This is a genomic window from Aeromonas sp. s1(2024), assembly GCF_040908005.1.
Lineage (GTDB): Bacteria > Pseudomonadota > Gammaproteobacteria > Enterobacterales > Aeromonadaceae > Aeromonas > Aeromonas caviae.
On record NZ_JBFOCW010000027.1, the window covers coordinates 18,789 to 34,088 of the forward strand.

General features: G+C 58.7%; 10 protein-coding genes. 5 read left to right on the forward strand and 5 right to left on the reverse strand.

The annotated features are described in order from the left end of the window. Nucleotides 1-85: 85 nt before the first annotated feature. Entirely contained in the window at nt 86-2,692 is a 2,607-nt protein-coding gene (locus AB5Y70_RS07080; RefSeq protein WP_368154060.1) for a TonB-dependent receptor plug domain-containing protein, read from the reverse strand. Nucleotides 2,693-3,428: 736 nt separating this feature from the next. On the opposite strand from AB5Y70_RS07080, the gene AB5Y70_RS07085 reads away from it, so the two are divergent. The 5 genes from AB5Y70_RS07085 (at nt 3,429) to AB5Y70_RS07105 (ending at nt 9,559) form a co-directional block, all read left to right on the forward strand. Continuing rightward, entirely contained in the window at nt 3,429-4,454 is a 1,026-nt protein-coding gene (locus AB5Y70_RS07085) for an ABC transporter permease subunit (RefSeq protein WP_010675471.1), read from the forward strand. 2 nt (nt 4,455-4,456) lie between these two features. After that, complete coding sequence (locus AB5Y70_RS07090) at nt 4,457-5,500, forward strand: ABC transporter permease (RefSeq protein WP_042865049.1); 1,044 nt, start codon at nt 4,457-4,459, stop codon at nt 5,498-5,500. Between the two features lie 82 nt (nt 5,501-5,582). Continuing rightward, entirely contained in the window at nt 5,583-7,400 is a 1,818-nt protein-coding gene (locus AB5Y70_RS07095; protein WP_043154299.1) for an extracellular solute-binding protein, read from the forward strand. Between the two features lie 25 nt (nt 7,401-7,425). After that, nucleotides 7,426-8,463, forward strand: a complete 1,038-nt coding sequence (locus tag AB5Y70_RS07100; protein WP_262512439.1) for an ABC transporter ATP-binding protein — start codon at nt 7,426-7,428, stop codon at nt 8,461-8,463. A gap of 94 nt (nt 8,464-8,557) precedes the next feature. Then, nucleotides 8,558-9,559 carry an ABC transporter ATP-binding protein gene (locus AB5Y70_RS07105; RefSeq protein WP_041212969.1) on the forward strand — a complete coding sequence of 334 codons (1,002 nt, stop codon included), beginning with the start codon at nt 8,558-8,560 and terminating at the stop codon, nt 9,557-9,559. A 629-nt stretch (nt 9,560-10,188) separates the two neighbouring features. Here the strand turns inward: AB5Y70_RS07105 and AB5Y70_RS07110 are convergent. From AB5Y70_RS07110 to AB5Y70_RS07125, 4 genes are all read right to left on the reverse strand, one after another. Continuing rightward, nucleotides 10,189-11,640, reverse strand: coding sequence for an aminoacyl-histidine dipeptidase (locus tag AB5Y70_RS07110; protein WP_045525722.1), 1,452 nt, complete (start codon nt 11,638-11,640; stop codon nt 10,189-10,191). A 1,185-nt stretch (nt 11,641-12,825) separates the two neighbouring features. Then, the gene (locus AB5Y70_RS07115; RefSeq protein WP_139737712.1) at nt 12,826-13,644 is read right to left on the reverse strand and encodes a hypothetical protein; all 819 of its coding nucleotides are present in this window, start codon (nt 13,642-13,644) and stop codon (nt 12,826-12,828) included. Continuing rightward, the gene (locus tag AB5Y70_RS07120) at nt 13,645-13,869 is read right to left on the reverse strand and encodes a hypothetical protein (protein WP_104452356.1); all 225 of its coding nucleotides are present in this window, start codon (nt 13,867-13,869) and stop codon (nt 13,645-13,647) included. Between the two features lie 426 nt (nt 13,870-14,295). Continuing rightward, a partial coding sequence (locus tag AB5Y70_RS07125; RefSeq protein ID WP_368175978.1) for a phage late control D family protein occupies nt 14,296-15,300 on the reverse strand: 1,005 nt, incomplete at its 5' end.

The following is a 15,300-nucleotide window of genomic DNA, read 5'->3' on the forward strand; positions in this document are numbered from 1 at the left end:
TCATAGAATTACCCTATCTCCGTAACTTCCTTGGGGCATGGGGCAAAGCCGGCCCGACCGGGCCGGCTTGTCATCTGCAGGTGAATTAGAACTTCTGGCTGTAGTCGAGGTAGTAGATGCGACCGTCGATGCTGTAGAGATCTTCGTTATAGGTGAAGCCATCGCTCTCGAGGGACGGGCCCGAGTTGAACATGTTCTTCACCCCGACCTGGATCTTGCCATCCCAGGGAGCATCCACGCCGACGTTCAGGTTCCAGGTGGTCTGGGACGCGATGTGGCCCACTTCCTCACCGGTATCGGCGATGTAGTCCTGGCTCTGGGAGTCGATGTAGTTCGCGCTCAGGTAGGTGTCCATGTTCCACCATTGGGGAACATTGACGCCCACACCGGAGCTGAAGCGCAGCTGCGGCAGGCCGTTCTGGCCGATCTTGTCGATGACGGGACCACCGGCGTACAGACCTTCCTTGTACTCGAGGATGTAGGTACCGCCCAGGTCGTAGCGGATGGTGGCGTAGTTCAGGTCGTACTTGTAGTCCACCTTCAGATCAAGACCCGAGGTCTTGAGGGTCCCCAGGTTGACCATGGGCGCGATGGCGCCGCTGATCTTGCCCTGGCTGTTGCGGGTGATGTAGCTGGAGCCGCCGCTGTTCAGCTCGTCATAGATGACGGACTGCAGGGAGTTCAGCTGGATCACGTCCTCGATCTTGATGGTGTAGTAGTCCAGGGAGAGGTTCAGGTCATCCACCGGGCTGTAGGCCACCCCGAAGTTCCAGGTGTCCGCGGTCTCTTCCTTCAGCTCCTCGTTGGAGGTACGGGTGGTGTCGTACTGGCGGTTCGGGCAGTCGGCAGCGGAGATGCCGTTGGCCTCGCAGTAGACATAGTCCTTGGCCGAGTCGGCGGAGTAGGAGTCAGCCGAGTAGAGGTCGCTCAGGCTGGGGGCGCGGAACGAACGGGACCAGGAGGTGCGCAGCATCAGGTTGTCCAGCGGCTGGTAACGCAGGCTCGCCTTGGGGGAGAAGGCGCTGCCGAAGTCGCTGTACTTGTCGAAGCGACCGGCCACGTTCAGCTCGATCTGCTCGGTGATGGGCACCAGGGACTCGATGTAGGCGGCAGTCACGTCACGCACGCCACCGGAGGAGTTGCCTGCGGAGCCGATGATGTTGCCGGCTTCGGACTGGGCGTCGTATTTGTCGGCATAGACCCAGTCGTTGTACTCGGCACCGGCATACCAGCTGACCGGACCGGCCGGCAGTTCACCCATGTCCCACTGGACACCGGCGTACCACTGGTAGAAGTCCATGGTGGAGCGGCGGCTGGTGTCGGCGGCCATGGAGGCCGTGGTGGAGGCGTCGAACTCGCCACCGACGAACTTGCCGTCGGCGACCGCCTGCTGGGCGGCGGACTTCAGTACGTAACCGGTGCCGTTCTCCTTGTTGTCGGTCTTGGAGTACATGTAGCCGGCGTTCCACTGCATGTCGCCGACGCTTTCAGTGGTGATGGTACCCTCGAAGCCCAGGTTCATGCTGCCGGTCATGTCGGTGACCAAGTTGTCGCGGGGGCCGACGTTGTTGAAGCGGTAGTAGGCATAGGCAGCTTCACCCAGCCCCTGGGTGGCGGCGGCATCCAGGCCGTTGTCGGCGAAGAACTGGGCGTTCTTCGGGTTGGCCGGATCGATGGTGAAGGCGCCGGCGGCAGGGGCGAAGCGGCCGAAACTCTCGACCCGGGAGCCGATGAGCTGCGGCACGAAGTCGACGTTGTCGTTGATGTGATAGCGACCGTTCACGTACAGGGTGTCACGGCTGCGGGAGGCCGTGGTGGCCTTGACCTGGCCGTAGTTGAAGTTACAGCCGCCCTCGAACCCGACGAAGGGCTCCTTGCATGAGCCGTCGGCATTGGTGGCGCCGGCCAGGGGGCCGTATTTCCAGATGGGGTCGCCGTTGGCGTCAAGACCCGTGATCCCTTCCACGTTGCGGCCGAAGAGGTTGGGGGAGTCGTTGCCCTGTTTGGCAAGATAGTCACGATCACGGGCGTAGATGACGTCCTTCTTGTCGTGCTCGTAGACCGCCATCAGGGAGCCCTTCTCGCCGGCCACCCCTGCCACGATGGAGCCGCTCTTCTCGTCGCCGCCCTCTTCGCTCGGGGAGCCAATGCGGCCCTGGAAGTCCAGCCCTTCGTAGCCCTCTTTGAGCACCACGTTGATCACGCCACCAATGGCGTCGGAACCGTAGATGGCGGAGCCGCCGTCCAGGTTGACCTCGACCCGCTCAACGGCGGCCATGGGGATGGTGTTGAGGTTGATGGAGGTGCCGCCCATGGTGGGGGAGCCCGCCACCCGCTTGCCGTTCAGCAGGACCAGAGTACGCTCTGAACCCAGGCCGCGCAGGCCGACGGTGGCTTGGGACTGGAAGGAGCTGCCGGAGGCCGGGGAGACGCCGCCAAAGGAGTTATAGGAGGCCTGCTTGAGGTAATCGGCGACGGTCTGCTGACCGGATTGCTCGATCTTCGCCTTGGTCACGGAGACGACCGGGGTGGCGCCTTCCACATCGACTCGGGAGATCCGCGAGCCGGTGACCTTGATTTTTTGCAGTTTTTCGACGTTCTGGCCCTCTTCGGCCAGGACAGGGGTGGCCACTACTGCCGCGCTCGCCAAGGCAAACGCTACGGCAGCAGAGAGTCTGCTTTTCCTAAGCATCGCTAGTATCCTTCCTGATTGTTTATTGTTTGCTTCCATTACCGCCCTCGTTGGAGCGGTGCGTAAGGCTTATCAAGGTTTGGTGATGGACGTCAAATGGAGCGGCGGGGATGGGGGCAGTAGAGGGAATTAGATGGGAATATGCACTTGATGGAATATTTTTGGCGTTTTATTCCGTAAATGCCGCGTCAACTTATGTAAAGATGTTGTTAGGTTCGATTTTTACAATTTTATTGATTATTTTTGAACTTATCGATAAGTCGCTTGTCACTCCAGTGTCGATATCGAGAAAGCGGTTTTTTGTAGTATTTTCATCTGCTTTTGTGGCGAGAGCGTTTTCCGGGGAACGGAGGGTGGGGGCGGCTATCCCTCTTCTATAGGTAAATAAGAAAGCAGTCCGACTTACCGTTAACTTGTTGATTTTGTTCTGCTTGATATGGATTAAAACACCTGTGTAATTAATTTTTTAATAATTAAAATCGAGTTGGACGGGTAGGCGTAGCAGTTTTTTATATTGAAGTTGGGTTTTTTGGAAAAAATCATCCGCGGGATATGCTGCGGGGGGACATTCCCGGTCGCAGACCGGGTTCTACTTGATTTTTGTTGCAGAGCTTTTACAGTGACCGAGCCGGATTGTCTGTCAATGCCAGTCAATTCAGTGAGTAATGCCAGGTAAGGATAGGCCCGTCACCGGATGTGACTGGCCATAAAAGAACAACAAGGACGAGGTTCCACCATGCTGTCGTATTTCCTACGTCGGATGCTTTTGATCATCCCGACGTTTCTCGGTATCACCCTGCTCGTCTTCACCATCACCCGCTTCGTGCCGGGCGGCCCGGTCGAGCGCATGCTGCTGCAGGCGCAGGTCTCGCAAAACGAGTCAGGCCGCTCCAGTGGCAGCAAGGGGGCGCAGGCACTCTCCGACGAACAGATTGAAGAGCTCAAGGCGTTCTACGGTCTCGACAAGCCCATGCTGGTCGCCTACTGGGACTGGTTGCAGAAGCTGGCGGTGCTGGATCTCGGGGAGTCGACCCGTTATTACGAGCCGGTGTGGGATCTCATCAAGGAGAGGTTGCCGGTGACCGCCTTCTTCGGGCTCGCCACCTTTCTGCTGAGTTATGCCGTCTCCATCCCGCTCGGGGTGGCCAAGGCGCTCAGGCACAACAGCCGCTTCGATTCCCTGAGCTCCATGCTCATCTACATGGCCTATGCGCTGCCCGCCTACGTGGTGGGGATCTTCCTCATCACCGTCTTTGCGTTCCATCTGGAGTGGTTGCCCATGGGGGGCTTCCCGGGGGACGAGTTTGACGGGATGGAGAGCAGCTGGGATCAGATCCGCACCGTCTTCGCCCACGCGCTGCTGCCGCTCATCGCCTACGCCATCGGGGATTTCGCCATCCTCACCATGACCATGAAGAACAGCCTGATGGAGAACCTGTCGGCGGATTATGTGCGCACCGCCGTGGCCAAGGGGTTGCCGTTTCGCAAGGCGGTGACCGATCACGCCATGCGCAACAGCCTGATCCCCATCGCGAGTCACTTAGGGTCGGTGCTCACCGTCTTCTTCGGGGGCTCCTTCCTCATCGAGACCATCTTCAACATCGACGGCATCGGCCTGCTCGGTTACGAGGCCATCGTCGAGCGGGATTACCCCACCGTCATGGGCATTCTGGCCATCACCTCCATGCTGATGCTGGTGGGCAACATTGTCTCCGACATCTGCGTTGCCCTGGTCGATCCTCGCGTGCGGTTTGGAGAGTGAGCATGAACCTGAATCCGGTAACTCTGAAAAAACTCAAGCGCTTCAAGTCGATAAAGCGCGGCTACTACTCCTTTGTCATCTTTTCGGTCCTGGTGGTCATCTCTCTGCTGGCGGAATTGCTGGTCAACAGCCGGGCCCTGGCGGTGAGCTATCAGGGGGAGCTCTATTTCCCCACCTATGGGGACGTGATCCCGGGCCAGCACTTCGGGCTCGACTACGAGTACGAGACCAACTACCGCCAGCTCAAGAGCCAATTTGCGAAGGAAGGGAAGGGGGATTGGGTGTTGCTGCCCCTGGTCCCCTGGAACCCCTATGAGCAGGACTTCAAGGAGGAGGCCTATCCGCCCTATGCCCCGAGCCTGGTGGAGCGCCACTTCCTCGGCACCGACACCAGCGGTCGCGACGTATTGGCACGGCTGGTCTACGGCTTTCGCATCGCCATCGGCTTTGCCTTCATCGCGCTGGTGGCGAGCTATGTCATCGGGGTCAGCATCGGCTGCATGATGGGGTTCCTCGGCGGTCGATTCGATCTCCTGATGCAGCGTTTCATCGAGATCTGGTCCCAGGTGCCCTTCCTCTACGTCATCATGATCCTGGTCTCCCTGGCCAAGCCGAACTTCGGCCTGTTCGTCGGCATCAACGTGCTGTTCGGCTGGATGGGGATCACCTGGTACATGCGCACCCTCACCTACAAGGAGCGGGCACGGGACTACGTGATGGCGGCGCGGGCCCAGGGGGCGAGTACCCGGCGCATCATCTTCAACCATATTCTGCCCAATACCCTGATGATGATCGTCACCCTGGCCCCGTTTGCCGTGGTGGGCAACATCTCCACCCTGACGGCGCTGGACTACCTGGGCTTTGGCCTGGCGCCGCCGACCCCGAGCTGGGGGGAGCTGCTCTCCCAGGGGATCAACAACCTCGACGCCATCTGGATCGTGAGTTCGGTGGTGGCGGCGGTGAGCCTGGTGCTCATCATGGTCTCCTTCATCGGGGAGGCCATCCGGGAGGCGTTCGATCCGCGCAAATTTACCCGTTATCAGTGAGCGGTGGCGCCTTGCCAGGGCACATCGACAGGACCCTTAATGAAGACGCCCCCAGTGCAGGGGCATGACCAGGAAGTCAAACATGAACAATAAAATCAAATGGACAGGTGCTCTCTTTCTGCTGTTGAACGGATCCTGGGTGTGGGCGGCCAGCCTGCCCGCGGATCTGACGTGGGAGACCAACGACACCGACCCTGTGTTCGCCTCTCCCAAGGCGCTGCCCGGCGGCAACCTCAATCTCTTCGTCGACAGCTTCCCGCTGACGTTTCGCACCGTGGGGCCGGATTCCAACGGCTCGTTCCGCTCCTTCATCCTCGACAACCAGATGAGGCTCATCAGCTTCCATCCCAACACGGGCAACCCCATTCCGGCCCTGGCGAATGCCTGGGCCATCGCGCCGGACAGCCAGACCGTCTATTTCAGGCTCGACCCGCGCGCCAAGTGGTCCGACGGCAAGCCGGTCACCGCCGATGACTACACCTTCGGCTACGAGATGATGCGCTCCAAGGACATCAAGGGCCCCTGGTTCAACAACTACTACACCACCGAGGTGGTGGCGGTGGAGAAGATTGACGACCACACCATCCTGGTCAAGGCGGGCAGCCGCAAGGCCAAGCTCGATCTCCTCAACACCACCGAGCTGTGGCCCCAGCCCAAGCACTACTACAAGATGGGCCCGAACTGGGTAAAGCAGTACAACTGGGCCGTGGTACCCACCACGGGCCCCTACGTGATGAGCGACGTGAAGAAGGGCAAGTCCGTCACCTTCAGCAAGCAGAAGGAGTGGTGGGCAAAAGACGATCGCTACAACCAGCACAGGTTCAACCTCGACACCATCAAGGTGCAGGTGATCCGCGACCACAACATCGCGTTCCGCCACTTCCTCAAGGGGGAGCTGGACACCTTCGAGATGATCCTGCCCAACTGGTGGCATGAGAAAGCGGTCACCCCGGAGTACAAGCAGGGATACGTGCAGAAGGTGATGGCCATGACCGACACCAAGCAGGGGGGGCAGGGGGTTCACCTCAACGTGGCCAATCCCAAGCTGGCGGATCTCAACGTGCGGCTCGGCATCCAGCACGCCTTCAACATCGACAAGATGATAGAGACGGTGCTGCACGGCGACTATGACCGCGCTACCACCTTCGGCTCTGGCTTCGGGGCCTTCACCGACATCGCGCTGCCAGAGCGGGCCTACGACATCGCCAAGGCACGGGAGTACTTCGCCAAGGGTGGTTACGGCAAGCAGGGACCGGACGGCATCCTGCAAAACGACAAGGGAGAGCGGCTCACCCTGGCCCTCACCTACACCAGCCAGGAGCACTCCAAGCGGCTGACCGTGCTCAAGGAAGAGGCCAAGAAGGCGGGCCTGGATCTGGAGCTCAATCTGGTGGATGGCGCCACCGGCTTCAAGGTGATGCTGGAGAAGAAACACGAGGCGGCCTGGCTTGGCTGGGGGGGTGGCGGTCTCTATCCGCAATACTGGGAGTCCTTCCACTCCGACAACGCCAACAAGCCCCAGACCAACAACCTGTTCAACGTGGCTGACAAAGAGCTCGACAGCCTGATCGACGCCTACAACGTCGAGTTCGACATGGACAAGCGGGCCGCGCTTTCCCACCAGATCCAGCAGCGGATCTATGATCTCGCCATCTTCGTGCCCGGCGTTCAGCTCAACTACGTGCGAGCCAGCAGCTGGCGCTATGTGATGCTGCCGGAGGTGCCCGCCACCCGCAACACCCCGGATCTGCTCTACTGGCCCATGGATGGCTACCCCCACAGCAGTGGCGGCCTGCTCTGGATCGATCCCAAGGTGAAGGAGGAGACCCAGAAGGCCAAGGCTGACGGCAAGGCGCTGGCCCCCATCACCCTGATCGACAAGACCTATGCACATCATTGATGTGGCCCAGAAGGGAGCAGCAGTCATGCCCAACACACAGGCCACCGCCCCCGGCACCAAAGATCATGAGGGGCAGTCTCTGTCCCCCATCCTCGAGGTGCGGGATCTCGAGGTGGAGTTCGCCGTCGACGACGGCAAGATCAAGGTGCTCGACGGGGTCAGCTTCCAGGTCGCCCCGGGCAAGACCCTGGGGATAGTCGGCGAGTCCGGCTGCGGCAAGAGCGTCACCTCGCTGGCCATCATGGGGTTGCTGCCAAGGCCTCACGGTCAGGTGGTAGGGGGCTCCATCCGCTTTCAGGGGGAGGAGCTGCTCAATCTGCCGCCGGAGCAGATGTACAAGGTGCGCGGCAACCGTATCTCCATGATCTTTCAGGAGCCCATGACGGCCCTCAACCCGGTGCAGACGGTCGGCGATCAGTTGATGGAGGTGTTTCGCCTCCACCGCCCCGATTACAGCAAGGCCCAGCGCCGTGACGCCGCCATCGCCATGTTGCAGAAGGTGGGGATCCCCGAGCCTGCCCAGCGTTTCGCGGCTTATCCCCACAATCTTTCCGGCGGCATGCGCCAGCGGGTGATGATCGCCATGGCGCTGGCCTGCGAACCTGCCCTGCTCATCTGCGACGAGCCGACCACGGCGCTCGATGTGACCATCCAGGCCCAGATCCTGGATCTGATGAAGGAGCTGCAAGCCCAGACCGGCATGGCCATCATCTTCATCACCCACGATCTCGGGGTGGTGGCGGAGCTGTGCGACGAGGTGGTGGTGATGTATGCCGGGCGTGCGGTGGAGCGGGCCGATATCTATGAACTGTTTGACCACCCGCGCCATCCCTATACTCATGGTCTGATGGCCTCGATCCCGCGTCTGGAAGATGTGCCAAAGAGCCTGCTCAAGACCATCAAGGGTCAGGTGCCCGCCCTGCACGAGATGCCGGCGGGGTGCCGTTTCTCCAACCGCTGCCCCCATGCCACGCCCCTTTGCGTGGAGACCATACCGATGACCGAGCAGTTGAGCGAACGCCACGGGGTGGCCTGCCACCACTGGAAGGAGGTGAGCCTATGAACGGCCTGGTGTGGGGACGGGGTGTCGCAGGGCAGCCAGGCGGCGGGAAGGCGACCAGGTCGTCTGCTGCCATGAATCGTCGGGGATGGAAGTCATGACCAGCTTGTTGTCGGTAAGCAATTTAAAGCAGCATTTCAAGATGGGTGGCGGTTTCTTGCGCAAGCAATACACCGTCTACGCGGTGGATGGCATCAGCTTTGATCTCAGGCAGGGGGAGACCCTTGGCCTGGTGGGAGAGTCGGGATGCGGCAAGTCCACCCTGGGGCGTTCGTTGCTCAAGCTGTTCGAGCCGAGCGCCGGCTCCATCACCTTCGAGGGGCGTGACATCACCCACCTCTCGCCCAAGGAGATGCGATCCCTGCGTCAGGAGATGCAGATCGTGTTCCAGGATCCCGCAGAATCCCTCAACAGCCGCCACACGGTGGGGCAGATCCTGGAGGAGCCCTTCATCATCCACGGCAAGGGCAACGCCGAACAGCGCCGGACATGGGTGCAGGAGCTGCTGGAGAAAGTCGGCTTGCCCGGCAGCGCGGTGGATCGCTATCCCCATGAGTTTTCTGGCGGCCAGCGCCAGCGCATCGGCATCGCTCGCGCCATCGCCCTCAAGCCCAAGCTGCTGGTGTGTGACGAGGCGGTGTCGGCGCTCGACGTGTCGGTGCAGTCCCAGATCGTGAACCTGCTGCTCAATCTGCAGCGGGAGATGAACCTCGCCATCATCTTCATCGCCCATGACCTGTCGGTGGTCAAGCACATCTCGGACAGGATTGCGGTGATGTATCTGGGCCGGATCGTCGAGCTGGCCGAGGCCCAGGCACTCTACCTGGCACCGCGCCATCCCTATACCCAGGCGCTCATCTCCGCCATTCCGGTGCCGGATCCGCGGCGGCGCAGCCAGCGCATCCTGCTGACGGGGGATGTGCCGTCCCCCATCTCGCCGCCGAGTGGCTGCCATTTTCACCAGCGCTGCCCCCATGCAACGGATCTGTGCCGCACCCGCTCGCCCGCCCTTGAGGCGTGCGGCGGGCAGGGGCATCAGGTGGCCTGCCATTTCCCCTTGCCCGTGCAGGAGGCGGTGCCGTTGGGAAAGGCGATATGATGCCGGCGCCCGCCGCGTCGCGACCGGCATCGCTGCAAGGTGGCACCGAGGAGGCGCAATAAAGGCGGATACGGGATAAAAAAATGGGGCCTGCGGGCCCCATCTTCATGGTTGGAGTTCAGGTTTGGCCGTGGAATATCTGGCCCGGGCAGGACAGCGCCCCGATGGGGGTGGCTGCTGTGTGGATTGCTGAGTTGTTTTGTAGTTTTATTACGTTTCCAATTTCAACTTCCGGACAGGCGATATCAGGCGCCATAACGGAAGTAGTAATTGCGGGTTGCAGGCGCATAAGTGTCTTTCTCTTCAGCACCTTTCTTGCTGGTTGCACCCTTCAGGTGGAACAGCACTGCCAGATTCTCGAACATATGATGACCTCGTTTCTCTGTGGTTCATGGGTTGTGTGACCTTGGTCACGTTCTGATCCTAGGGGGATATGTGAGCTGGATCAACTTTTTGTGTTGTAAATTTACATAAATCATGGAAAAGGTTTTCAAATGCAGACCTGTTCATGGATACGATTTCAAGCCAGGGCCGCGCGTGGAATCGGGGATATGAGAGAGGTGGCCGAGGAGGGAGCACAAAAAAGATGCCCCGCACGGGGCGGGGCATCGGTATGGTCGTGAGCTGGCTTACTTGGCCGGGATATGTTCCAGCACGTGAACCAGCAGTTGCCAGAAACGCTCGACCGCCGGGATGTGTACCTTCTCCCCCGGTGCGTGGGCGCCACGGATGGTCGGGCCGAAGGAGACCATGTCCCAGTCCGGGTAGGCGCTCTTGAACAGACCGCACTCGAGGCCTGCATGGATCACCATGACGTTCGGCATCTCGCCAAACAGGGTCTGGTAGCTGCTTCGCACCAGCGCCATGACCGGTGAGTCAACGTTCGGGGCCCAACCCGGGTAGGCGCCGGTGAACTCGCAGCTGGCGCCGGCCAGGGTGAACAGGGAGCGGGTCATCTGCTCGATGTTCTCGCGACCGGAATCGATGAGGGAGCGGATCAGGCACTGCACATAGACTTCCCCCTCGAGTGTCTTGATGACACCCAGGTTGGTGGAGGTCTCGGTCACACCCGGGATGGCGTCGCTCATGCGCATCACCCCGTTCGGGCAGGCCATCAGGGCATCCAGCAGGCGGCTTTGCAGGGACTCGCTCATGAGCTGGGCCGGTTTCTCCCGGGCGGTGAGCAGCACAGTGAGGTTGGCCTCGGTGGCGGCCAGCTCGCTCTGATAGATGCCGGCGTAGCGGTCCACCAGGGCCTTGAAGTCAGCCACGCTGGCGGCGGGCACCAGCAGGCTGGCACGGGCCTCGCGGGGGATGGCGTTGCGCAGGGTGCCGCCGCTGAGATCGCCAAGGCGCACCCCCAGCGGTTCGGCAGCCTTGAGCAGACGGACCAGCAGCTTGTTGGCGTTGCCGCGGCCACGATGGATGTCGACCCCGGAGTGGCCGCCGCGCAGGCCCTTGACCTGCAGCTCGAAACCTTCACCCTCGGTGGCAGCGACCAGCTCCAGGGGGAAGCGGATATTGGCATCCACCCCGCCGGCGCAGCCCATGTAGACCTCGCCATCCTCTTCGGAGTCGGTATTGAGCAGGATCTCGCCCTCCAGCCAGCCCGCTTCCAGACCGAAGGCGCCGGTCATGCCGGTCTCCTCGTCGGTGGTCAGCAGCACTTCCAGCGGGCCGTGCTTGATGGTCTTGTCGGCCAGCACGGCCAGGCAGCCCGCCATGCCCATGCCGTTGTCGGCACCCAGGGTGGTACCACGGGCGGTGACCCATTCGCCATCGATGTAGGCATCGATGGGATCGGTGGTGAAGTCGTGCTGGGTGTCGGCGTTGGCCTGGGGCACCATGTCGATGTGGGCTTGCAGCACCACGGCCTTGCGGTTTTCCATCCCCGGCGTGGCCGGTTTCTTGATGATGATGTTGCCGACGGCATCTTGCTTGACCGCCAGGCCTTCTCCCTGGGCCCATGCGACGATCCAGGCGCTCAGTTGGGCTTCGTGCTTGGAGGGGTGGGGGATGGAGCAGATCTGCTCGAAGAATTGCCAAATCAACTTGGGAGACAGAGAACTGAGCTGTGCCACGTCGGGACTCCTTACCAGCATGGAAAATGTCGGGCCCCACTCTGCGGGCCGGGGAAGAGGATAACGATAATACAGTCAATCACGCAAAAATGTGAGCGATCAGCGCAAATGACGCTCTGCTTGTGCTGGGAAAGGGAGCATGTATGGCGAACTTCACTACCTGCCTTATTTGTGTCAGCACAACATCAATTTTGTGATGTCAGTCACAAAAATATTGTCTTTTGGGCGCCGGGTGGTAAATTAGCCGCCGTGGCCAGCCCACTTGTCAGGATGACAATCAATGCCTCCAGGGAACCGAAGCAAAGCAAGTGCGCCTCCATGGAACCGAGTGTCAGTTCAAGGATGTGAACCCGCATTAAGGTACGTAACTTGTTAAGCAATCAGGAGTTTATGATGTCAGGCAGCAATTCAACCTATTGGTTTGCCCAATCTCTCTATACCCAGGGCTTCAACTACCCGAATCCCTACGCCACCCGCCGTTAAGGCTCGCAGGCGTCACAGGTAACAGCAGCAGGTGCGTGAGGATCCTCTCCTCCCCCTGCTATTTTTTTGCCCGAATGTCATGGCATTTGTCTCAAACGGCCAACCTGTCGGTGTCGCCGGAGCCCTCCCAAAAGGGCGACAGAGCGGGAGATGGCGGACATTTCCTGTTTTTCGCATACGTTTGCCGCTCAATTTATCCATAAAGAGTGCTATCATACCGGCCCAACAGCCGGCCCGAGCTCGGGAGTCCACCCGAGATGGCCGCCAGCTACACCCCATCCCTGTTCGTATTGCATCCGTTTTTGCCGCCGAGGCGTCAGCCCCGAGGCCGTAAAAGTGCAAGCAAAATTCGGGAAACGGGGTGCCAGAATTGACCTGAACCCGTCTCTATTGCCGGGTTCTCGCCTCATAAGTGATTGCTTTATAACTCGTTGAGATCGATAGCATGCCAAAAAAGTTCTATGCTCTTTGGTGCGCTGGTTTATTGGTTATTTTATTTGATGTAAATCAACAGTTTATTGTTGTTCGCTGAGGTGATGATGGTCTCGGTGGCGGCAAAGTGGCGGCAGGGGATTTGATGATCGAGAGTGGCGGCAGAGCGTAGATCCGTTGCGCTTTCCATCAGATTTCTCGAGTCACCTCAATGAAGAAGACAGGAAGATATTGTTTTCCTGTCTTCTTACACCTCAATCCCACCACCTTTTAGATCAATACGTTATCTGCCTGGGTAGTCAAAGCATTGCTTTTGTCTATTTTGGCCTGCTCTTCTTGGGCTTTGAAATCGTTGTATGTATCTTTATCAAAGAGGGACATACTTTCGATTTCTTTGGCTGGTATCACTACTCGGAATGAGTTTATTGATAGTGTGTTTGGGCCCATTGGGATGCCTGAAAGCAAGCCGCGTTTAGAGTAATGATCGTGGTAGTTGGTTGTAAGATGCAGGGTCAACTCATCTTTATCCCTGAACCCGCTCATGATTGGGAGGAGTTCAATGTATTCAACAGACCCGTTCTCTAAGGCCGGCATGGTTAAAACACCAATGTAAACCTTACGGCTAGATAGCGTGACCACGAGTGGGAAGCGGGTGGAGGCTGCGTAAACTAGTAGACTTTCTTCTGGGCTGTGGCGGACGTTCTGGCTCAACCAGTTAGCCCTAGTTATTGGGTCATTAAAGCGGTAGCGACTGAGCATACCACAGGCACCTGCAATCGCTGTTGATACCGCGATCCAAGCAAAGGTCTTCAATACCTCATAGTTAATCAAGGCCTTTTCGACAGGCACTAGCTTCTCAATATCTTGTTTAACAAACCCTAATGTATTGGCAATCCACCTTAGTAGGCCAAAGTAGCTCATCCCAGATGTCACAAACCATCCTGCGACTAGGAATACTCCACCCCAAGATGCCACATAAAAATAAGCGTCCCATCCATTGGAACGCTTATATCTATATCGAGTTTTTGGAGACCTGCTTGCGAAGATGTACCCACAAATTAAGGCGATAGCAATGTAAATCGGGGCCATTTAATTCGCATGACTCCTTGACCTAGGCGGTTCAGTAGAGATGTCCTTGAATCCTTTGATCAGATCAACCAAATCTTGCTGAACGTCCGGGTTTTCCATGTTCATGGATACTACGCCATCTTTAGATACGATGACTTTAGTGTTGTTGGCTGCGATGACCTTAGCAAGGTTGTCAACCGGAGCCCTATCTAAGCGTAATAAATAGTATTTGATGAAATCTGACATGATCCAACCCTCCTCTGCACATTCCACAGCTTTCAGACCTAGTGGTTAGTGCTCCCTGCTGTAGGTACATACAGGGGCTCTATCGGTGTCTTTGCACCGTTCTTGTGCACAACATATAGTGGTCACTTTATAAGTATTGCACTATATGTAGTTTGATATGCGTTTTTAGAGGCACAAAACCCCACTTTTAAGCGGGGCTTGGCGAAAGTGGTTACTCACAGCGTCTGTTGATAACCTGTATATAACTTTATTTGTTATCTTGAGTATATCCCTTACCCCTAGAAATAATCAAGGCAGCCCGATGTAACTTTGAACAACCACAGTTCAAAAATGAGAGGTAGATTGGTTAACTTGACTGAACCGAAAGGGCTTCAAATGGGGCTGTTTTGCGTTCCTTTTCTCTATGGTGCAGGATGAATGACCTTGTTACTCCGGTAGTTCTTCAAGCTTCACTTCGAGTTGGATGCGGTTGGTATAGCCCTGGTTGGTGAGGTCGTGCACCACCTGGGTGAGCAGCCAGTCGGCCTCGTCAATCTGGGGCTTGAACCCTCTGACGGTGGTGGGTTGCTCCGGGTAGAGTTCAGGGCGTCCCATCGCCAGGGTGATTTGGAAGTCGGCCACGCCGCGTTGCAGCTTCTCCCACTCAGCCCGGGCGGCCCGCATGGCATTTGCCTGGCTGGCATAGACATGCCGTAGCTCTTTGACGTTCTCGCTGCTACCGACCAGCAGTTCGTTCTCTTGCTTGTTGACCATGACCCCCGGGGGCAAGGGCCGTTCCGGCGATGGCTTGCTCTTCTTTTTGCGCTTCACCTCGACTCGCTTCTTTTCCGCCTCCTTGTTGTCTTGCCAGTAGGCGGTCACGCCGGTGTAGGCATCCCGGTCGGCAACCGAGAAGCGGTGTTGATCGCCATCCCGACGGGTGATGGTGATGGCCGGCAGAGGCTGACCGCTGACGGTGGTTCCCTGGCCTGCTTTGATAAACAGCAGGCGGCCATTCTTGACGGTGGCAATGCCATCGCACTGACCAGCCAGGCGGGTGAGGAAGGCGAGATCGCTCTCGTTGGCCTGGTCGATGTGGTCGATCAGCTGGCCCTTGAGTGAGTCACCCACGCAGGGAGTGAGTTGGTAGCGGGCGGCGACCTGGCTGACGATGCCGCTGACGGTTGTCTGGTGCCAACTTTGCTCACGCAGCTTGTTCATGCCGCCGCGCAGGTCGGCTGACTTGCCCCGTATGGTGAGCACATCCGGGGCCCCGCCGTGCTCCACCTCGTCGATTTTGTAGGTGCCCTTGTCGACTAAGGCCTGGCCTTGCCAGCCAATGAGGGCGCGCAGGGTAGCGCCCCGGCGTGGCATATCGAGCTGGCCGTCGCTGTCATCGAGGGTGATCTCGATGGTGTCGGCGGTGAAGCCCCGGTTGTCGGTGATGGTCAT

Excerpts from the sequence above, each read along its gene's own strand:
- AB5Y70_RS07105 (WP_041212969.1), top strand. The coding sequence starts at position 8,558 with ATGACCAGCTTGTTGTCGGTAAGCAATTTAAAGCAGCATTTCAAGATG.
- AB5Y70_RS07085 (WP_010675471.1), top strand. The coding sequence starts at position 3,429 with ATGCTGTCGTATTTCCTACGTCGGATGCTTTTGATCATCCCGACGTTT.
- AB5Y70_RS07080 (WP_368154060.1), bottom strand. The coding sequence starts at position 2,692 with ATGCTTAGGAAAAGCAGACTCTCTGCTGCCGTAGCGTTTGCCTTGGCG.
- AB5Y70_RS07095 (WP_043154299.1), top strand. The coding sequence starts at position 5,583 with ATGAACAATAAAATCAAATGGACAGGTGCTCTCTTTCTGCTGTTGAAC.
- AB5Y70_RS07090 (WP_042865049.1), top strand. The coding sequence starts at position 4,457 with ATGAACCTGAATCCGGTAACTCTGAAAAAACTCAAGCGCTTCAAGTCG.
- AB5Y70_RS07115 (WP_139737712.1), bottom strand. The coding sequence starts at position 13,644 with ATGGCCCCGATTTACATTGCTATCGCCTTAATTTGTGGGTACATCTTC.
- AB5Y70_RS07100 (WP_262512439.1), top strand. The coding sequence starts at position 7,426 with ATGCCCAACACACAGGCCACCGCCCCCGGCACCAAAGATCATGAGGGG.
- AB5Y70_RS07120 (WP_104452356.1), bottom strand. The coding sequence starts at position 13,869 with ATGTCAGATTTCATCAAATACTATTTATTACGCTTAGATAGGGCTCCG.